The organism is Marmoricola sp. RAF53 (assembly GCF_052114005.1).
Lineage (GTDB): Bacteria > Actinomycetota > Actinomycetes > Propionibacteriales > Nocardioidaceae > Marmoricola.
The window spans coordinates 1-19190 of the sequence record NZ_JBFRDX010000035.1 but is presented as its reverse complement, the minus strand read 5'-3'; the positions used below and the strand labels follow the sequence as shown (position 1 = coordinate 19190).

21 protein-coding genes, 1 tRNA gene and 1 pseudogene are annotated in these 19190 nt (G+C 70.9%); 16 read left to right on the top strand and 7 right to left on the bottom strand.

Annotation, left to right across the window (positions count from 1 at the left end):
- Positions 1–349: 349 nt before the first annotated feature.
- Positions 350–1561 carry a tyrosine-type recombinase/integrase gene (locus AB4Y76_RS20255; RefSeq protein ID WP_441928621.1) on the top strand — a complete coding sequence of 404 codons (1212 nt, stop codon included), beginning with the start codon at positions 350–352 and terminating at the stop codon, positions 1559–1561.
- Positions 1562–1638: 77 nt separating this feature from the next.
- Here the strand turns inward: AB4Y76_RS20255 and AB4Y76_RS20250 are convergent.
- The 7 genes from AB4Y76_RS20250 to AB4Y76_RS20220 all read right to left on the bottom strand — a co-directional run bounded on the left by AB4Y76_RS20250 (position 1639) and on the right by AB4Y76_RS20220 (position 8310).
- Positions 1639–1712, bottom strand: a tRNA-Met gene (locus AB4Y76_RS20250).
- 62 nt (positions 1713–1774) lie between these two features.
- Positions 1775–2359 (bottom strand): TetR family transcriptional regulator, encoded by a 585-nt coding sequence (locus AB4Y76_RS20245; RefSeq protein ID WP_441928619.1) that lies wholly within the window; start codon positions 2357–2359, stop codon positions 1775–1777.
- Between the two features lie 2 nt (positions 2360–2361).
- Positions 2362–5337 (bottom strand): UPF0182 family membrane protein, encoded by a 2976-nt coding sequence (locus AB4Y76_RS20240; protein ID WP_441928617.1) that lies wholly within the window; start codon positions 5335–5337, stop codon positions 2362–2364.
- The gene (locus tag AB4Y76_RS20235) at positions 5330–5890 is read right to left on the bottom strand and encodes a PPA1309 family protein (RefSeq protein ID WP_441928615.1); all 561 of its coding nucleotides are present in this window, start codon (positions 5888–5890) and stop codon (positions 5330–5332) included. Before AB4Y76_RS20235 ends, AB4Y76_RS20240 begins: the two co-directional genes overlap by 8 nt.
- Entirely contained in the window at positions 5887–6945 is a 1059-nt protein-coding gene (locus AB4Y76_RS20230) for a YlbL family protein (RefSeq protein WP_441928613.1), read from the bottom strand. Before AB4Y76_RS20230 ends, AB4Y76_RS20235 begins: the two co-directional genes overlap by 4 nt.
- A 26-nt stretch (positions 6946–6971) precedes the next feature.
- Positions 6972–7223, bottom strand: a complete 252-nt coding sequence (locus tag AB4Y76_RS20225) for a hypothetical protein (protein WP_441928611.1) — start codon at positions 7221–7223, stop codon at positions 6972–6974.
- Positions 7224–7281: 58 nt separating this feature from the next.
- Positions 7282–8310 carry a protein-glutamate methylesterase/protein-glutamine glutaminase gene (locus AB4Y76_RS20220; RefSeq protein ID WP_441928609.1) on the bottom strand — a complete coding sequence of 343 codons (1029 nt, stop codon included), beginning with the start codon at positions 8308–8310 and terminating at the stop codon, positions 7282–7284.
- Positions 8311–8424: 114 nt separating this feature from the next.
- On the opposite strand from AB4Y76_RS20220, the gene AB4Y76_RS20215 reads away from it, so the two are divergent.
- From AB4Y76_RS20215 to AB4Y76_RS20145, 15 genes and pseudogenes are all read left to right on the top strand, one after another.
- A complete protein-coding gene (locus AB4Y76_RS20215; protein WP_441928607.1) occupies positions 8425–9300 on the top strand; it encodes a CheR family methyltransferase in 876 nt (291 codons plus the stop codon).
- A 3-nt stretch (positions 9301–9303) separates the two neighbouring features.
- Positions 9304–9687, top strand: coding sequence for a response regulator (locus AB4Y76_RS20210; protein WP_441928605.1), 384 nt, complete (start codon positions 9304–9306; stop codon positions 9685–9687).
- A gap of 91 nt (positions 9688–9778) precedes the next feature.
- Entirely contained in the window at positions 9779–10216 is a 438-nt protein-coding gene (locus tag AB4Y76_RS20205) for a chemotaxis protein CheX (protein WP_441928603.1), read from the top strand.
- 45 nt (positions 10217–10261) lie between these two features.
- A complete protein-coding gene (locus AB4Y76_RS20200; protein ID WP_441928601.1) occupies positions 10262–10627 on the top strand; it encodes a response regulator in 366 nt (121 codons plus the stop codon).
- Between the two features lie 5 nt (positions 10628–10632).
- Positions 10633–11127 (top strand): hypothetical protein, encoded by a 495-nt coding sequence (locus AB4Y76_RS20195; protein WP_441928600.1) that lies wholly within the window; start codon positions 10633–10635, stop codon positions 11125–11127.
- A gap of 256 nt (positions 11128–11383) precedes the next feature.
- Positions 11384–11746, top strand: a complete 363-nt coding sequence (flgB, locus tag AB4Y76_RS20190) for a flagellar basal body rod protein FlgB (RefSeq protein ID WP_441928598.1) — start codon at positions 11384–11386, stop codon at positions 11744–11746.
- Between the two features lie 4 nt (positions 11747–11750).
- Positions 11751–12140, top strand: coding sequence for a flagellar basal body rod protein FlgC (locus tag AB4Y76_RS20185; RefSeq protein ID WP_441928596.1), 390 nt, complete (start codon positions 11751–11753; stop codon positions 12138–12140).
- A gap of 4 nt (positions 12141–12144) precedes the next feature.
- On the top strand, positions 12145–12465 hold the full coding sequence (fliE, locus tag AB4Y76_RS20180) for a flagellar hook-basal body complex protein FliE (protein WP_441928594.1): 321 nt from the start codon (positions 12145–12147) through the stop codon (positions 12463–12465).
- Between the two features lie 2 nt (positions 12466–12467).
- Positions 12468–14066, top strand: coding sequence for a flagellar basal-body MS-ring/collar protein FliF (gene fliF / locus AB4Y76_RS20175; RefSeq protein ID WP_441928592.1), 1599 nt, complete (start codon positions 12468–12470; stop codon positions 14064–14066).
- Positions 14063–15079, top strand: coding sequence for a flagellar motor switch protein FliG (gene fliG, locus AB4Y76_RS20170; protein ID WP_441928590.1), 1017 nt, complete (start codon positions 14063–14065; stop codon positions 15077–15079). The genes fliF and fliG overlap by 4 nt, the downstream gene beginning before the upstream one ends.
- A complete protein-coding gene (locus AB4Y76_RS20165; RefSeq protein WP_441928588.1) occupies positions 15063–15770 on the top strand; it encodes a FliH/SctL family protein in 708 nt (235 codons plus the stop codon). The genes fliG and AB4Y76_RS20165 overlap by 17 nt, the downstream gene beginning before the upstream one ends.
- Positions 15767–17098 carry a FliI/YscN family ATPase gene (locus tag AB4Y76_RS20160; RefSeq protein WP_441928586.1) on the top strand — a complete coding sequence of 444 codons (1332 nt, stop codon included), beginning with the start codon at positions 15767–15769 and terminating at the stop codon, positions 17096–17098. Before AB4Y76_RS20165 ends, AB4Y76_RS20160 begins: the two co-directional genes overlap by 4 nt.
- Complete coding sequence (locus tag AB4Y76_RS20155) at positions 17095–17562, top strand: flagellar FliJ family protein (protein WP_441928584.1); 468 nt, start codon at positions 17095–17097, stop codon at positions 17560–17562. Before AB4Y76_RS20160 ends, AB4Y76_RS20155 begins: the two co-directional genes overlap by 4 nt.
- Positions 17559–18587: a transglycosylase SLT domain-containing protein gene (locus tag AB4Y76_RS20150; protein WP_441928582.1), complete on the top strand. Its 1029-nt coding sequence runs from the start codon at positions 17559–17561 to the stop codon at positions 18585–18587. Before AB4Y76_RS20155 ends, AB4Y76_RS20150 begins: the two co-directional genes overlap by 4 nt.
- A pseudogene (locus tag AB4Y76_RS20145) lies at positions 18584–19190 on the top strand (hypothetical protein); the annotation flags it as partial. The gene AB4Y76_RS20150 and the pseudogene AB4Y76_RS20145, both read left to right, overlap by 4 nt.

Genomic DNA, 19190 nt, shown 5'->3' with positions numbered 1-19190 from the left:
CGGCGCGGGCCAGCCGGAGCGCAACGGCGACAAGCCTGAACCGGTCCGACTCCACTGCGTAGCCGCCGCGGAGCGGCGGGCCTTGCCGTTCTTCATCACCTTCACCCCCTAAGGAGTAAGAGGGAAGGCTCAACGCGCGCCTCCGGCGCGTCAGTAAGTTCACTATCCGAATCGACCTAATGAACGTGGCGGATTTAGAGCGGCTATCACGCACCGGTCTCCGCCGCCGTTCAGGAGGGTCATACCCCACCCACAAAGGGGTTTGAACCCTGTTGACTCTTCCCCACTTACTCCTGCAAACTCCGTCCGCAACGAACAACATCCGACCCTACGAAGGACCGAACCTCACATGGCCCGACCGACCAATCCGCCGTACACCCTCGGCAGGATCACCTACGCCGACCACCCCACCCTTGCCGGCCACAAGCAAGCGCGTGGCTACTTCCGCGACGACCACAACACCCGGCGCGAGGTGACCGCGAGCGGCAAGACGGAGGCTGCGGCTCGTCGCGCCCTGCATGACAAGGTCATCGCCGCCCGGGACGAATACCGCGGCGGTGACGACGTCCTGAGCAGCACCACGACCCTGGCTCGGGCAGCCGAGGTATGGCTCGACTGGAAGCGTCGGGAGAAGACGAAGGGCAAGCCCCTGGCCCCCAGCACCCTGCGGGATTACACCGGCTACGTGGAGCGCAGCATCAAGGGCAGCGCGCTGGCGAACCTCACCGTCGTGCACGCCAACGACATCGCTCGAATCGAGTCCTGGCTTGCGCGAATCGCGGACGAGCGAGGAGAGACCGCTGCGCGCCAGTCGAAGAAGGTGCTGAGTGGCATTCTCGGCCTCTCGGAGCGACGCGGAGCCATTCCCGCCAGCGTGCTCCATCGAGTCCAGACACCCGGCGCGAAGCCGGGAAGCCCTGGCGACCGGAAGTGCACCGACTCCGACTGCGACTTTGACTGCGGGAAGCGGCACCTGGACACCCGCAGGGCCTTCACCGAGGAGGAGATTCGCGCCGTTCAGCAGGCCGCCGATACCGCCAAGGCGGACATCGGCGACCTCGCCGCGTTCCTCTTCGGAACGGGCACCCGGGTGTCCGAAGCCCTCCACTGCGTGTCGTGGTCGGACGTCGATCTCGGCACTGGCACCGTCCACGTGCGAGGTACGAAGACAGCCCAGGCTGACCGGATTCTCACCATGCCCGCGCCGTTGATCGACCGGCTGCGTGAACGCGCTGCGCGCCACGGAACGAGCGGATTGGTGTTCGGCATTACCTACTTCGCCACAAAGGCCGGCTTGCCGAGAGACCGGAACAACGTGAGCAAGGCCCTGCGGCGGGCCTTCAAGGCAGCGGGAATCCAGTGGGCTGGAACCCACACCTTCCGCCGGACCGTGGCCTCGTGGATGGACGCGGAGGGATGCGCCCTTGCTGAGATCGCCAACCAACTCGGTCACGCCGATACCAACGTCACCGCCGGTTACCTGGGACGTAGGACCCAGCCGACCCGCGCGGCCAACGTGATGGTCCTTCCGCCGGCTCCGAAACAACTACGCGCGGTTTAGTGGGGATTAAGTGGGGAACACCTGCAGATAGCAACAAGGCCCGATCTGCGTTTCCGCAGGTCAGGCCTTGTTCTTTGTAGCGGGGGCAGGATTTGAACCTGCGACCTCTGGGTTATGAGCCCAGCGAGCTACCGAGCTGCTCCACCCCGCGTCGGTGAACAGAACCTTACCGGGCTCCCCCGGGCGATCCAAATCGGGGGTGCGTGAGGGCGGTCACGAGAGCAGCAGGTCGCAGGCCAGGCGGACGTCGCGGTCGGACTCCTCGACCGAGCGGTGGCCGTTGAGCATCATCATCAGGACGCCGAACCAGCACTGCACGACGAGCCAGGCCCGGCGCCGGTCGTCCTCGGACGGCTCGGTGATCCCGGCCGCGCGGAGGACGACGTCGCGGAAGGTCTCCTCCATGTAGTGCAGGTCCGCGCCGGGCACGCTCTGCGCCAGGTTGATGGACTGCATCAGCGACAACGACAGCCGGCGGCCGCGGAGCATCGCCTGGCCGAAGCTGACCAGCATCCCGGCGACCGCGTCGGGTCCCGGGTCGCCCGGAAGCTCGAGCTCGCCGGCCTCGGCGATCTGGTGGTTCATGATCGCGACGAACAGGTGCACCTTGGACGGGAAGTACCGGTACAGGGTCGCGATCGCGACCCCCGCCTCGGCCGCCACGTCCTGCATCTGGACGCGCTCGAACTCCATCCGCGAACCGAGCATCTCGCCGGCCTCCAGGATCCGCCGGTAGCGCTCCTGCTGGCTGGGCGAGCTCGGCGCGGCCGGCATCCGGGCCGCAGGGAGGCGGGGCACCGCTACTGCCCCGGCGTGCTCTGCGCCGACGGCGTCTTCTGCCCGGCTTCCAGGGCCCGGTTGACGAGCGCCCGCCCCTGGTTGATCAGGGAGGCGTAGCCCTCCAGGTTGCCGGCCTTGAGCGCCTTGTCCGCGTCCCGGAACTTCTGGTCGGCCTGCTGCAGGAGCACCAGCGCGTCCTTCGGCAGGGTCGAGCCGGTGCCGCCGGTGCCACCCGTGCCGCCGGTGCCGCCCGTGCCGCCGCCGTCCGGGTTCGGCGTCACCGGCGTGGTGACCTCACCGAGGACGTCCTGGATGGCTTGCGCGAGCGTCGAGCCGATCCCGACCTCGTCACCGAAGGAGACCAGCACGTAGCGCAGCACCGGGTAGTTGCCGGACCCGCCCTCGCGCAGCGTGTACAGCGGCTGCGTGTAGAGCATGCCCCCGCCCAGCGGCAGGGTGAGCAGGTTGCCGTAGACGACCTTCGCGTCGTTCTGCTTGAAGATGCGCAGCTGCTCGGCGACCTTCGGGTCGTTGCTGAACTGGTTCGCGATCTGCGACGGGCCGGCCACCTGGTTGGTGTCCGGCAGGCGCAGGATCTGGAACTTGCCGTAGGTGGAGGGGTCCGCGGCGTCCGCCCCGACCGACATGAACGCGGCCAGGTTCTGCTTCTTCGCCGGCACGTAGACCGAGGTCAGCGAGAACACCGGCTTCGCGCCCGCGACCGGCGAGACCGAGAGCCGGTACGGCGGCTGCGTGCGGGTCGAGGTGTTCGGGTCCTCCGGGATCTCCCAGCGGTCGTTGCCCTCGTAGAACGTCTTCGGGTCGAGGACGTGGTACTCGCCGAGCATGTTGCGCTGCACCTTGTACAGGTCCTCGGGGTAGCGGAAGTGCTGGAGGAGCTCGTCGGGGATCGCGGACTTCGGCTTCACCACGTCCGGGAAGATGCCCTCCCAGGCCTTGAGAATCGGGTCCTTGTCGTCCCAGGCGTACAGGGTCACGGTGCCGTCGTACGCGTCCACGGTGGCCTTCACCGCGTTGCGCATGTAGTTGATGTTGTCCGTCGGCAGCGTGGCGTACGGCGACCGCGGCGTGATCGAGTCGCTGACCATCTCCTGCAGCGACTTCTTCTGCGCCAGCGGGTACTTGTCGGTGGTGGTGTAGCCGTCCATGATCCAGACGATCTTGCCGTTCACCACGGCCGGCAGCGCGTCGTTGTCGACGGTCAGCCAGGGCGCGACCTTCTCCACGCGCTTGCGCGGGCTGCGGTCGTAGAGCACCTTCGAGTTCTCGTTGACCCGCGAGGACAGCACGAAGTTCGGCTCACCGAACTTGGTCGCGTAGAGCAGCCGGTTGAACAGCGACCCGACGCTGACGCCGTCCTTCCCGGTGTAGGTGCTGGTCTGCGAGGACCCCGGCTCCCCCGAGCCCTGCGGGATGTCGAGCTCGACGTCCTTGCCGCTCGGCGCCTTGCCCACGATCGAGTACGACGGGCTGTTCTCGCCGAAGTAGATCTGGTTGCGGTAGCCGTCCGGCGCGTTGTCCTCGGTCAGCACGCCCTGCGGCGGCAGGTCCTTCTCGGCCCACACCGGCTCGCCGTTGTTGTTCGTGACCGGCTTGTCGTTGGCGTCGCGCTGGTTGCCGTAGGCGGCGATCATCCCGTAGCCGTGGGTGTAGACGGTGTGCTCGTTCGCCCACTTCTTCTGCCCCTCGGGCAGGCCGTCCAGGTGCAGCTCGCGGGCGGCGACGACCATGTCGCGCTCCTGGCCGCCGACCGTGTAGCGGTCGACGTCGAGGACGGTCGGCACGCTGTAGTAGCCGCGGAGCTGCTGGAGCTGGTCGAAGGTGCTCGAGACCAGGCTCGGGTCGAGCAGCCGGATGCCCGGCAGCGAGCCGGCGTCGGCGGCCAGCTTGGCCTCCTCCAGCGTCGGGACGGCGTCGTACTGGGTGACGGTGCTGTCGTCGAGCGAGAACGCCTCCCGGGTCGCGGTGATGTTCTTCGCGATGTACGACGACTCCTTGTCCGGCTCGTCGGGCTTCACCTGGAAGCGCTGGACCAGCGAGGGCCAGAGCATGCCGAGCAGGATCGCGGAGAGCGCGAACAGCGCCAGGCCGACGCTCGGGAGCATCCAGGTCCGGCGGAACACGTTGGCGAAGAACAGCAGCGCGCAGATGACCGCGATGACCATGAGGATGTTCTTGCTGGGCAGCATCGCGTGGTCACGGGCGTAGGTCATGCCGGTGATGAGCGGGCCCGAGTCCGAGGTCAGGTCGAAGCGGTCGAAGTAGTAGTCGGCGCCCTTGAGCAGCACCAGCACGCCGAGCAGGACCGAGATCTGCGCCTGCGCCGGACCGGAGATCCGGTCGGTGCGCGACTGCAGCCGGATGCCGCCGTAGACGTAGTGCACCAGCACGGTGGCGATCAGGCCGATGACGACGGCGGTCATCAGGAAGTCGATCAGCCAGTGCATCCACGGCAACGTGAAGACGTAGAAGCCGATGTCCTTGTGGAAGTACGCGTCGGTCTTGCCGAACGACTCGCGGTGCCGCCACATCAGGAAGGTGCGCCACTGGCCGGCCGCCGAGGCGCCGGCGAAGACCCCGAAGATCAAGCCGGTGCCGATCAGGACCGGCTTCCGGATCGGGGTGATCACCTCGCGGTAGCGGTCCAGGTTGGCCTGCTCCAGCGAGTTCGGCCGGAACACCGGACGGATCCGGAAGGCGATCCAGATGTTGCCGGCCACGATCACGGCCATGAGCAGCCCGAAGCCGATGAACATCGCGATCCGGGTCCAGAACAGCTTGGAGAAGACGTCGCCGTACCCGACGCTGCTGAACCAGAGCTTCTCGGTCCAGATGCCGGTGAAGAGGGAGAAGCCGATGAGCAGCAGCGCCATCACCACCAGGGTGAGGATCAGCGGGCTCGGGCGGCGCCGCCGGGAGCCCGGGTGCGGGGCCGGCGCGGCCTGCTCGGGTTCGTCGGCGAAGAAGTCACTCATCGGGCGTGTCCTCCGGGTCGAGCGTGGCGTGGAGCAGGGTGAGCAGCTGGGGGACCAGGTCCGGCCCGGTCAGCACGAGGTCGTCGGCGTCATGCGACCTTAGCCGCATCGCACACGCCGTCTCGCCGGTTCGCAGGACGGCGGCGACCATCCGGACCTCCTGGCGGTCCGGGTGCCGGGCGGCGTACTCGCGGGCCTCGGCCGGGTCCTCGGGCACGTCGGCGTCGGCGCCGGGCGGGAGGACGAGTCGTTCCGCGACGGCCGCGGCACCGGCGACGGCGGCCGGCCAGGCGATCCCGGCGAGCACGTCCTCCAGGGCCTGCCCGGGCGGGAGCGACTCCTGCTCGACCGGGGTGACGCCGTCGGCGGTCGCCGGGTCGAGTCCGAGGGCCTGGGCGAGCTCGGGCTCGGCGCGGACCAGGTCGGCGGTCGACACCAGCGCGAACAGCTGCTCGGGCGCGTCCCAGCCGGCGGCCGAGGCGTGCGCCTCGATCTCGCGGACCACGGCGGCCAGCGAGCCCGGCCGCTCGACCTGCTCGATCTGCTCGGTCATGCCGCACACGCCGGGAGCTTCGCCTGCGGGTTCGCCCGCCAGGCCTTCACGGCGTTGATCGCGTCGTCGAGCGTGTGCACCTTCACCAGCCTGATCTTGGACCTGTCGTAGTGCGAGCGCGCCGCCTCGGCGCAGTTCTCCCGGGCGACCAGGAACAGCCGGGCCCCGTCGCGCTCGGCACCGGGGATCTTCTGGCCGATCCCGCCGATCGGGCCGACGACGCCCTCGGGGGTGATCGTGCCGCTGCCGGCGATCGTCTTGCCGCCGGTGATCGAGCCGGGCGTGAGCAGGTCGTAGACGGAGAGGGCGAACATCATCCCCGCGGACGGGCCGCCGACGGTCTCGGGCAGCCGGATGTCGACCTTGAAGGGGAAGACGAAGTCGATCCGGATGCCAACGTTGATCCGCGACGAGGTCGGGTCGTCCTCAGCCGGCTCGGTGGTGATCGTGACGTCGTCCTTCACGCCGTTGCGCCGGTAGGTGACCACGATCGGCTTGCCCGGCTCGGCCGAGCGGATCAGCTGGACCATGTCGGTGGCCTGGTCGGTGGTCTTGCCGTCGATGGCCAGGATCACGTCGCCCTTGCGGAGCTTCCCGGCCGAGGCGCCGTCCTTCGCGACCTCGGTGATCACGACCCGCGAGGTGTAGGGGATGTCGAGGGCATCGAGCGCGGCGGCGGTCGCGTTGTCCTGCGAGGAGGTCATCTCCGCCGCGGACTCCTGCCGGACCGTCTTGTCGTTGTCCTGCTCGCTGAAGACCGCGCTGCGCGGCACCACCGCGACGTCGGGGTCGGCCCAGCCGGAGAGAACCTCGATCAGGTTCAGCCGCCGGTCCGGGCTCGACTGGTAGACGGTGACCATCCGCAGCTCGCCGTCGTCGGGATAGCTGGGGTGTCCCTTGATCTGGATGATCTCCTTGCCGGCGAACTCGCCGAGCACGTTCATCGTCGGGCCGGGGCGGAAGGTGACGAAGTCGACGGGGCGCGTGGCGCCCGTGAACACCAGGGCCGCGATCAGACCCAGCGCAAGCAGGCCCGCGGCCGTACGGCGACTCATGTGGTCACCCTCTCAAACAGGCCCAATCACGCCGAGCGTCGGGTGCCGGAGCGGCGGACCGCCACCCCGGTGCTGCGTTCCCGCGGACGCGACCGCGCGTCGGCGCCGGGCCTCGGCCGGGCCGCGTTCGGCAGCGGGCGCAGGATCGCTTCGGCGAACCGGTCCTGCTCCGCCTGCGAGGGCTCCCGCTCGGGACGCTCGCGCCCGGCCCAGCCGGCGACGAGCATGGCGGTGCCGGTCACGACGACGGCCGGCAGCAGCCAGAGCAGGATCTCCACGGGTCCATGATGCCGAGCAGGCACCCGGATTCCCGGGTGCAACACACCCGCCGGGCGATCAGGTGAGCAGGCCGACGAGCTTCCCGGCGATGCTCTCCAGCGGCAGCACGTCGTGGGCGAGCCCGGCCGTCGCGACCGCGCCCGGCATCCCCCAGACCACCGAGGTGGCCTCGTCCTGGACCAGGATCCGGGCCCCCTTGCCCGCGAGGAGCTGGCAGCCGACCAGGCCGTCCTGACCCATGCCGGTGAGGATCAACGCCGCGGCCGCTCCCCCGTAGACCTCGGCGGCGGACCGGAAGAGGGTGTCGACGGCGGGCTTGCAGAAGTTCTCCGCGGGACCGTCGTCGAGGACGGCGCGGACCATGCCGGCCGAGCGGGTGACCCGCAGGTGCAGGCCCCCCGGCGCCACCAGCACCTCACCGGCGCGGGGCACGTCGCCGTCGGTGGCCTCGCGTACCGAGAGCGGCGAGACCCGGTCCAGGCGCTCGGCGAACATCGCGGTGAACAGCGGCGGCATGTGCTGGACCACCAGGACCGGGACCGGCAGGGCCGCCGGCAGGTCCTCCAGCACCCGGGACAGCGCGTCCGGGCCGCCGGTCGAGCAGCCCACCAGCAGCACCTCGGGGCGCACGGTGGTCGGCTTGCTGACGGCGACCCTCGGGGCCGCCGCGGCCGCCAGCCGGCGAACCGCGGTGAGCGCCTTGATCTTCGGGATCAGCTGCTCCCGGACGCTGGTCATGCTCGCCTCCATGCTCGTCGTGTTCGACGGCTTGGTGACGAAGTCGGAGGCACCCAGCGAGAGCGCCTCCAGAGTCTTGGTCGCGCCCTTCTCGGTGAGCGTGCTGAACATGATCACCGGCAGCCGCGGGTGCCGGCGACGGATCTCCGCCAGCGCGCCCAGGCCGTCCAGGACCGGCATCTCGATGTCGAGGGTGACCGCGTCGGGCTGCAGCGCCTCGATACGTTCGAGGGCGACCTGGCCGTTCTCGGCGATGCCGACGACCTCGACCTCCGGGTCGAGCCCGAGCGAGGTGGTCACCAGGCGTCGTACCAGGGCAGAGTCGTCGACGACGAGCACACGAATCACGCCGCTCCTATCGGCACTGCCCAGGTTCGCTTGAGGCATCCGGGTCGCTCGAGGCTTTCCGGGTCGCTGGAGGTTTCTGCTCAGGAACCGCGGACCTCGACCGATGAGTCCGCCGTGACGATTTCCCAGTCGAGCTTCACGTTCGTCTCCGACCTGGTGCGCCGGGAGACGGCGATGCTCTACGACCCGGGCAAGGAATACCTGGTCGAGGCACGCCTGCTCCCCCTCGCACGCGAGGCCGGATGCTCGGACGTGGACTCCTACGTGATCCGTCTCGGGACCGACCTGGCCGAGCGGCGCAAAGCCCTCGATGCCCTGACCATCAACGAGACGTCCTGGTTCCGCGACAACGCGCCGTACCAGGCCTTCACCGACACGCTGCTGCCCTCGGTGATCGCGAACCGCGGCCACGTGAAGCACATCTCGATCTGGTCGGCGGCGTGCTCCAGCGGGCAGGAGGCGTACAGCCTCACCATGCTGCTCGACCAACACCTGCCGCCGGGCTGGACCGCGCAGATCCTCGCCACCGACGTCTCGACCGCGATGCTGGAGCGGGTCAAGGCCGGGCGCTACAGCCAGGTCGAGATGAACCGCGGCATGCCGGCCCCGATGCTGGTCAAGCACTTCACCCGCGCCGGGAGCGAGTGGGAGGTGGCCGACAACCTCAAGCGGATGGTGCGCACCCAGCACCTGAACCTGGCCACCGCGTTCCCGCTGCTGCCGACCTTCGACATCGTCTTCCTGCGCAACGTGCTCATCTACTTCGACATGGACACCAAGCGCGACATCCTGCGCCGGGTCCACCAGGTCGTCGCACCCGACGGCTTCCTGCTGCTCGGCTCGTCGGAGACGACGCTGGACATGGAGGACCACTGGGGCCGCGAGTCCGTGGGCCGCGTCCAGGTCCACCGGCCGGCCGGCACCACCTCGATCCCTCACGCCACGTCCGCACCCGCTGCGTGGCACCCGACCGCCATGACGGGAGCCTGACCCATGCACGCGCTGATCATCGACGACTCGCGCGCGATGCGGAGCATCCTGCGCCGCATCGTGACCGAGCTCGGCTTCGAGACGCTGGAGGCCGGCAACGGCCAGGAGGCGCTGGACCACTTCGAGGCCGGCCGGGTGCCCGCGCTCTGCCTCATCGACTGGAACATGCCGGTGATGGACGGCTACACGTTCGTCACGAAGGTCCGGGAGAACCCGGAGTGGCGCGAGGTCACCCTGATGATGGTGACCACCGAGAGCGAGCACGGGCAGATCGTCCGCGCGCTCGCCGCCGGTGCGCACGAGTACGTGATCAAGCCGTTCACGCCGGACGCGATCGTCGACAAGCTCGAGCTGCTCGGGCTGGTCCGGGACGGGGTGGCGGCGTGACCCGCGAGCGGAGCGAGCAGATCCGGCACAGCATGGCTGGCCATGACGCGAAGGCCGCCGCCGATGCGAAGCGAGGTGCGGAATGAGTGTCATGGCGGAGCCTTCGCTGACCGACGTGCAGATGGTCGTCGAGGAGGTGTGGGGCAGCTTCCTCGGCAGCGAGGAGCCGCTCCTGCCCGGCGTTCCCGGCCTGCTGGAGACCGGCTGGTCCGCCGCGGTCACCGTCTCCGGCGCCTGGGAGGGCATGATCAGCGTCGAGCTGCCCACCGGCGTGGCCGAAGAGGTCACCCGGCGGATGCTGGCCGTCGATCAGACCCCCGACGAGGACGTCGCCGACGCCGTCGGCGAGCTGGTCAACATGATCGGCGGCAACGTGAAGAGCCTGATGCCCGGCCCGAGCGTGCTCTCGCTCCCGGTCGTCGCCGCGGGCCGCGTGGCCCGGTCCTCCGAGTCCGTCGAGGTGTGCCGCCTGGACGCCTCCTGGGCCGGCAGCCCGCTGCTGGTCAGCGTGCACGTGCACCGCTCCTGAACCACCACCCCACCGTCACTCCTTCGCCCTAGGAAGAGAAACACCATGAAGATCCTCGTCGCCGACGACAGCCGGGTGATGCGGCAGATCGTCATCCGCACGCTCCGCCAGGCCGGGTACGCCGGCCACGACATCGTCGAGGCCGAGAACGGCAAGGACGCGCTGGACAAGGTCCGCACCGAGTCGCCGGACCTGGTGCTCTCGGACTGGAACATGCCCGAGATGAACGGCATCGACCTGCTGGACGCGCTGCGCCGCAGCGGCTCGACGGTCCCGTTCGGCTTCGTCACCTCGGAGGGCTCCGCGGACATGCGCGCCCGCGCCGAGGCCGGCGGCGCGCTCTTCCTGATCGCCAAGCCGTTCACCCCGGAGGCCTTCGACGAGGCGCTCGCGCCGGTCCTGAGGGGCTGAGCGCGATGTCCACGCTGACCTCGTCGCACCTGCCCGTCACCAAGGAGGTGCGCGACCTGCTCACCGAGCTGCTCGACCGGCCGGTGCAGCTGTCGCCGAGCACACCGCTCGCGCCGACCCCGAAGACCCCGTGCACCGTCGGCGTGTACGTCGACGACCTGCTCCAGGTCACCGCGCTGATCGCGACCGACCTGCCGCTCTCGGCGTACGCCGGCGCCGCGATCGGCCTGGTCCCGGTCGGCGGCGCCGAGCTCGCGATCGAGGAAGGCGTCCTCAACGACACCCTGCGCGAGAACCTCTACGAGGTGCTCAACATCGCCGCGTCGCTCTTCAACGCCGACGGCGCCACCCACGTGCGCCTCTACGACGTCCACCACGTCGGCAACCCGCTGCCGCCGGACGTGATGGCCCGGGCGCTCACGCTCGGCCGGCGCGAGGACATGACCGTCGAGGTCGGCGGCTACGGGACCGGCCGGCTCTCGATCGTGCTGGTGGCCTGAGCCACCGACCGACAGACCCCAGGAGGCGTGGATGCGGCGGCATCCGCGCCTCCTGCGTCTTCCGGCCCTCCCCCGTTCGGCCAGCACCACCGGGACCAAGGGCCCGGCCCGCGTAGTCATTAAGCACAAAATGTCCGTTTTCGCTTCAGGTGACCGGTGCCACAGCCGAAGACAGGCCTGAGCAAGGATCGCTCACCCCCTCGCCGACGGACCGGCACCACTCCAGCGCAACCGGAGGATTCGCGTGCCTTTCGCCGTGTCCGATTCCGTCAGCCAGGTGCTCGCCACCGCCCTGGACGGAGTCTCCGCGCGCCAGCGTGTGGTGGCCGACAACATCGCGAACGTCGACACCCCCGGCTTCCGGGCGACGAGCGTCGACTTCGAGACCCAGCTCAAGGCCGCCATCGCGGACGGCTCCTTCGCCGCCGCCGACGGCGCCCCGGTCGCGACCACGATCACGACCACCCCGACCGACACCCCGGTCGGCGCGAACGGCAACAACGTCGACCTCCGCAAGGAGACGATGGCCGCGGTCCAGAGCCAGTTCCAGTACCAGGTGCTCACCCGCGCGGTCGCCGACAAGTTCAACCTCGTCAAGACCGCCGCGATGGGTGCGTGACCTCGTGGGTGCCTTCGACCTCCTCCGGATCGCCAACAGCAGCCTCGGCTTCCACCAGACCTGGCTCGACGCGCTCGCGAACAACATCGCGAACGTCAACACCGCCAAGGCCACCAGCGACACCGCCTTCCAGGCGCAGATGCTCTTCGCCCGGCCGCGCACCGACGGCGGCGTCGACGTCGGCGGCGTCGCGCTCTCCGACCCCAACGGCCGCGTCGTCAACGACCCGGACAACGCCCTGGCCGACGCCGACGGCAACGTCCGGATGCCGGAGATCGACCTCGCCAGCCAGATGAGCCAGCTGGTGATGGCCCAGCGCGGCTTCCAGGCCTCGGTCCAGGTGACCAAGACAGCCCAGGACGGGTACACCTCCGCCCTCCAGATCGGACGTTGATCAGATGAGTGTTTCGGGAATCGAGGCGATCAGCGGCTTCACCCCGCTGGTCCCCACCACGGTCACCTCGGCGCAGGCCGGCCCGACCGCCACCGGCGGCGCGGACAGCGACTTCGGCAAGATGGTGCTCGACGGCATCGACCGCCTCGAGGGCGTCACCGACAAGACCGACCAGCTGGCCGTCAAGGCCGCGACCGGTGACCTGAACGCGATCCACGACTACACGATCGCCGCGACCGAGGCCTCGGTGACGACCCAGCTGACCGTGGCGGTCCGCAACAAGGCCGTCGAGGCGTTCAACGAGATCATGCGGATGCAGGTCTGATCATGAAGGACAACCTCAGCCGCGTCTTCACCCGCTACCAGCGGACCTTCCAGGCCTTCACGACCGGCCAGAAGCTCGTCGCCGTGCTCGGCACCGCGGCCCTGCTGCTCGCCGGTTTCATGGTGTTCCGGTGGGCCTCGACGCCGAGCTACGCGCCGCTCTACAGCAACCTGTCCTCCTCCGACGCCTCCGCGGTGATCGACAAGCTGGACTCGGCCGGGACGCCGTACAAGATCACCAACGGCGGCTCGACGATCATGGTCCCGAAGGACAAGGTCTACACCGCCCGGATCACCCTCTCCGGCCAGGGCCTGCCGAGCAGCAGCGGCGAGGGCGGCGGCTACGAGCTGCTCGACAAGAACAGCCTGTCGACCTCCAAGTTCCAGGAGCAGACCAGCTTCAAGCGGGCCATGGAGGGCGAGCTCGCCAAGACCATCGAGGCGCTGAACGGCGTCCAGACCGCGGTCGTCCACCTGGCGATCCCGGAGAAGCAGGTCTTCGCCGACAAGCAGGACCCGACCACCGCCTCGGTCCTCATCTCGACCAAGCCGGGCACCACCCTGGGCCCCGAGCAGGTGCAGGCGATCACCAACCTGGTCGCCTCCAGCATCGACGGCCTGGACCCGGAGAAGGTCACCATCGCCGACGCCAACGGCCGGGTGCTCTCGGCCACCGACGGCACCGCCGGCGCGGCGGCCAGCACCCGGAACCAGCAGGTGCAGGACTACCAGGCCGAGATGAACACCAAGATCCAGTCGATGCTCGACCGCGTGGTCGGTCCGGGCAACTCCTCGGTCGCGGTCACCGCCAACCTGGACTTCGACAAGTCGGTCAGCGAGAAGAAGACCTACTCCTACAACAAGGGCACCCCGCCGCTGTCGGAGTCGAAGTCGAGCGAGACCTACAACGGCACCAACCCGAACGGCCAGCTCTCCGGCGTCGTCGGGCCCGACGGCCAGATGGACAGCACCGGCACCGCCGGCGCCAACGGGAGCTACAAGAAGGCCTCCGAGACCGCGGACAACCCGGTCGACACCACCGTCGAGCACCGCGAGACCGCCCCCGGCAGCGTCCGCAACCTGCACGTCGGCGTCGTCCTGGACGCCGCCACCGCGCGGACCATCGACCCGGCCCAGGTGCAGGCGCTGATCTCCAGCGCCGTCGGCATCGACAGCCAGCGCGGCGACACGATCGACGTCTCGACGATGCCGTTCGACCGCAGCGGCGAGAAGGCCGCCAAGGCCGACATCGCCGCGGCCAAGGCGGCCGACGCCCACGCCAAGCAGATGACCCTGCTGCGCAACAGCGGCCTGATCGTGCTGATCGCGCTGATCCTGCTGCTCGCCTGGCTCAAGGGCCGCAAGCGCGCCAAGGCCCGCGCCGAGGCCACGTCGTACGTCGTCGAGCAGCTCCGCCAGGAGGCCCTCGCCCGGGCCGCCGCCGAGGCCGCCCTCGAGGCCGCCAACCCGGGCGTGATGGCCCTGGAGGCCGCTGAGCAGAACGAGGCCGACGAGATGCGTGACGAGCTCGCCGCGCTGGTCGAGCGCCAGCCCGAGGACGTCGCCGCCCTGCTGCGCGGATGGCTGGTGGAGCCCCGATGAGTACAGCGATCGCGAGCCTCGGCGTCCGCAAGGCCGCCATCCTGCTCATCCAGATGGGCCGGGACAAGGCCGCCGACGTGATGTCGCACCTGTCCGACGGCGAGGTCGAGGCCATCTCCGGCGAGATCGCCCGGCTGGAGTCGATCAGCGCCGCCGAGACCCAGGCCGTGCTGGCCGAGTTCCGCGACATGATGACCGCTCGGGCGCACATCGCCCAGGGCGGCCTCAGCTTCGCCGAGCAGCTGCTGGTGCAGTCGCTGGGCGCGGACCGGGCCGCCGAGATCATGGAGCGGGTCAAGGCCGCCGCCGTCCAGATGCCGTTCCAGTTCCTGCACCGGGCCGACCCGGCCCAGCTGCGCTCGTTCATCGTCGACGAGCACCCGCAGGTGATCGCGCTGGTGCTCGCGCACATGACTCCCGACAAGGCGTCGCTGCTGCTCTCCGGCCTGCCGCCGGAGCAGCAGGCCAAGGTCGCGCACCGGATCGCGGTGATGGACCGGACCTCCCCCGAGATCATCCGCGCCGTCGAGGCCACCCTGGAGCGCAAGCTCTCCTCGATGCTGCTGCAGCCGGCCGAGATGTCCCGGGTCGGCGGCGTCGACCCGCTGGTCAACATCATCAACCGGTCGGACCGCTCCACCGAGCGTCAGATCGTCGACGGCCTGGAGGCGCTCGACGCCGCCCTGGCCGACGAGGTGAAGAGCCGGATGTTCATGTTCGAGGACATCGTCACGCTCGACGACCGCTCGGTGCAGCTGGTGCTGCGCTCGGTCGAGAGCAACGAGCTCGCGCTCGCCCTCAAGGGCGTCACCGACTCGGTCCGCGACAAGATCACCGGCAACCTGTCGGCGCGCGCGGCCGAGAACCTCATCGAGGAGGTCGAGCTGCTCGGCGCGGTCCGCCTCACCCAGGTCGAGGAGGCGCAGCAGTCGATCATCCGCACGATCCGCCAGCTCGAGGAGCGCGGCGAGATCATGGTCCGACGCGGGAGCGACGATGAGTTCGTGGTCTGAGATCGCCTGGGCGCCCGAGGCCGTCGAGCCCGAGCGCGCCGAGCTGAAGCCGCTCCCCGTCCCGGAGCTGCGCAGCGGCACCTGGACCCGCTTCGGCGGCGAGCGCGTCCTCGGCGACGCGATCACCGAGGAGGCGCTCAACGTCCTCGCCGAGAACACCCAGCAGGCCGCCCGGGCCCAGGGCTACACCGTCGGGTGGGCCGAGGGCCAGCGCGCGGCCCGTGCCGCCGCCGAGGTGAAGGCCGGCACCGTCGAGCAGGCCCGCGCCATCAGCGAGGCCCGCCGCTCCGAGGAGCACGCCGAGGCCCTGGCCGCCCTGGAACTGGCCGCCGAGGAGCTCCGCAAGGCCGTCACCGACACCTGCGCGAAGATCGAGCGCCAGGCCAGCCACCTCGCCTGGGAGCTGGTCCGCACGATCGTCGGTCACGAGCGCACCTCGCTGGACGCCGTACGGCGGGCGCTGGCGCTCGCGCCGGACGCCGACCTGGCCCGGCTGCGGCTGCACCCGCGCGACGCCGAGATCGCCGGCGCGCACGCCGAGGTCCTGGAGGCCCGCGGCATCACCGTCGTCGGCGACCACGGGCTCGACCGCGGCGACGCCCTCGTCGAGGCCGGCGACAGCATCACCGACCTGAGGATCGACTCCGCGCTGGACCGGGTCCGGACCGCACTCGGGGAGGACCCCGCGTGAGCACCCTCTCCCTCGACCTGCGCCAGCGCGCCCTCGGCGCTGCCGGCCCGCTCCGGCTCGGCCGGGTCTCCGAGGTCGTCGGCCTGCACCTGCGGGTGCGCGGGCTGAGCGCCGCCGTCGGCGACCTGCTCGAGATCGACCCCGGGTCCTACTCCGGGCCCCCGGTCCTCGTGGAGGTCGCGGCCTCTGACCCGAACGGCCTGGTCTGCCTGCCGCTCGGCGAGACCACCGGCCTGCGTGCCGGCGACCTGGTCCGGCACACCGGCGGCCCGCTGCAGGTGCACGTCGGCGAGGAGCTGCGAGGCCGGGTCCTCGACGGACTCGGCCGGCCGGTCGACGGCGGCCCCGACCTGGACCACCTGCCGCTGGTCTCGGTGGAGAACTCGGCGCCGCCCGCGCTGAGCCGCCCGCGGATCAACCAGCAGCTCGGGCTCGGCGTCCGGGTGCTCGACACCCTGGTCCCCTGCGGCCGCGGCCAGCGCATCGGCGTGATGGCCGGTTCCGGCGTCGGCAAGTCCACCCTGCTCTCCATGGTCGCCCGCGGCACCGACGCCGAGGTGTCGGTGATCGCGATGATCGGCGAGCGCGGTCGTGAGGTCCGGGAGTTCCTCGAGAACGACCTCGGCCCCGAGGGCCTGGCCCGGTCGGTCGTCGTGGTCGCCACCAGCGACGCCCCGCCGGTCGAGCGGCTGCGCGCCGCGTTCGTCGCCACCCGGATCGCGGAGTCCTTCCGCGACGCCGGCAAGCACGTCGTGCTGATGATGGACAGCCTGACCCGGGTCGCGATGGCCCAGCGCGAGCTCGGGCTGTCGGCCGGCGAGCCGCCGGCCACCCGCGGCTACCCGCCCAGCGTGTTCGCGCTCCTCCCCCGCCTGCTGGAGCGGGCCGGCACCTCGGCCTCCGGCAGCATCACCGGGATCTACACGGTCCTCATCGAGGGCGACGACCTGCAGGACCCGATCGGCGACACCGCCCGGTCGATCCTCGACGGGCACGTCGTGCTCTCCCGCCGGCTCGCGACCTCGGGCCACTTCCCCAGCGTCGACGTGCTCGAGTCGATCTCCCGGGTCACCTCCGCGGTCACCAGCCGTGAGCAGCAGGCGGCCGCGACCGACCTGCGCCGGATGCTGGCCGCGCACCGCAACGTCCGCGAACTCGTCGAGATCGGCGCCTACGTGCCGGGCGCCGACGCCGACGCCGACCGCGCGCTGGCGCTGCTCCCGCACATCGACGGGTTCCTGCGCCAGTCGGTCCACGACACCGCGCCCACCGCGGAGAGCTGGACCCGGCTCGCCGACCTCGTCATCGACGGAGGTCACGCCGCATGAGCACCACGACCCGTGAGGAGGACCGCGGCATGCGCGCCGTGCTCCGGGTCCGCAGCGCCCGCGAGGCGGACAGCCGCCTCGGCCTCCAGCAGGCCGTCAACGAGCGCCGGCTGGCCGGGATCCGGGTGACCGAGATCCGCCGCCGGATCGCCGAGACCCACACGTTCGCCACCGGCGACACCGGCAGCTTCCTGGCCCTGCGCCACGCCCTGGACGCCCTCGGCACCCAGCTCTTGGAGGCCCAGACCGCCTGGGAGACCAGCCGCACCGTCACCGAGGCGGCCCAGGAGCGCTGGCGCCAGGACCGCACCCGGCTCGCGGCCATCGAGCTGCTGCTGGAGCGCCGCGCCGAGGAGCGCCGCGCCGAGGCCCGCCGCCGCGAGGCCCGCGACCTCGACGAGCTCGCCGCCCAGCGCTGGCAGCGGGACCGCGACGCCCGGCTCGTTCAGGGAGGTGCCGCATGAGCGTCAGCGACGTGACCGCCCGGATCGCGCAGATCCAGGCCCAGCTGGTCCAGCTCGGTGACACCGGCGGCGCGACCACGACGGCCTCCACCGGCACCGGGACCACCAGCGCCAGCGAGTTCGCCAGCGCGCTGGACTCGAGTCTCGCCGCGGTCGGCGGCAGCACCGACAGCTCCTTCGACGGCGCCGGCGCGACCGCCGCGGCCGGCGGCGCGAGCACCGGCGGCTCGGCCGTCGTGGCCGAGGCCCGCAAGTACCTCGGCCTCCCCTACGTCTGGGGCGGCGAGAGCATCACCAAGGGCGTCGACTGCTCCGGGTTGGTGCAGAGCGTCTACAAGACCCTCGGCTACGACCTGCCGCGGCTCTCCGCCGACCAGGCCCGCAGCGGCCGGAAGGTCGAGAGCATGGCGCAGGCACAACCCGGCGACCTGATCGCCTGGAACAACTCCAGCCGCAACAGCGGGGCCGACCACATCGCGATCTACATCGGCGACGGCAAGATGATCGAGGCTCCGCGCACCGGGCTGAAGGTCCGCATCGTCGACGTCCCCTCGACCCCCGACTACATCCGCCGGGTCCTCCCCGACTCCGGCGTCGCGTCGGCATCGCGGGTGAGCGGCGCCGCGCCGGCGCGGGTCGCCGCCGGGACGCCGTACGCGAACCTGTTCAGCTCCGCCGCGGCGAAGTACGACCTGCCCGCGACGCTCCTCTCCGCGGTCGCCAAGCAGGAGTCCGGCTACAACCCGCGCGCGGTCAGCCCGGCCGGGGCCCAGGGCCTGATGCAGCTGATGCCCGGGACCGCCAAGGGCCTCGGCGTGACGAACTCGTTCGACCCGGCCCAGGCCGTCGACGGCGCCGCCCGGATGCTGCGCGACCTGACCCGGCGGTTCGGCAGCACCGAGCTCGCGCTGGCGGCGTACAACGCCGGCCCGGGCGCGGTCCTCAAGTACAACGGCGTCCCGCCGTACCCCGAGACGCAGCGGTACGTCCGCAACGTCATGTCGATGATGAAGGCGGCCTCATGAGCACCATGCCCGTGACCCCCGGACCCGTGTCCGTGCCCGGCACCCCGGCGACCGACCTGCTCGCCGCCGCGGGCGGCGCGGTGGCCCTCGGCAACGCTCCCGCGAGCGAGACCGGGGCCGGCTTCCTGGCCCTGGTGCAGCAGGCGCTGCACCTGGTCGACGGCGAGTCCGCGCCCGGCCAGGCCGGGACCGGTGACGTGGCCCAGGACGCATCCACCGGCGAGGACCAGGACCCGACGGCAGCGGCCGAGACCGGTGACCTCGCCGCACTGATGAACTTGGTGCCGCTGATCCCCGGCCTGCCGGTGACCCCGGTCCCGGTCGCCACCGGAACCGGCGGCGACGCACCGTCGGTGGCCGCGGCGGGCGCCGCCACGGCCACGGCGACCGGTCCGGCGGTCACCGCGACCGCAGTCCGGGAGGCGAAGGCCGCGCCGGCCCCCGCCGAGGTGCCGGCCACCGGCTCCGACGACACCGCCGCGACCCCGGACGCACCGGTCGCCGCCACCCCGACCGCGAACGACACCCCCGCGCCCGCTCCGGCGGTCACCAGCCCGGCCCCGAGCGCGCCCTCGGCCGCCCCGGCCGCCACCGCCACCGCCC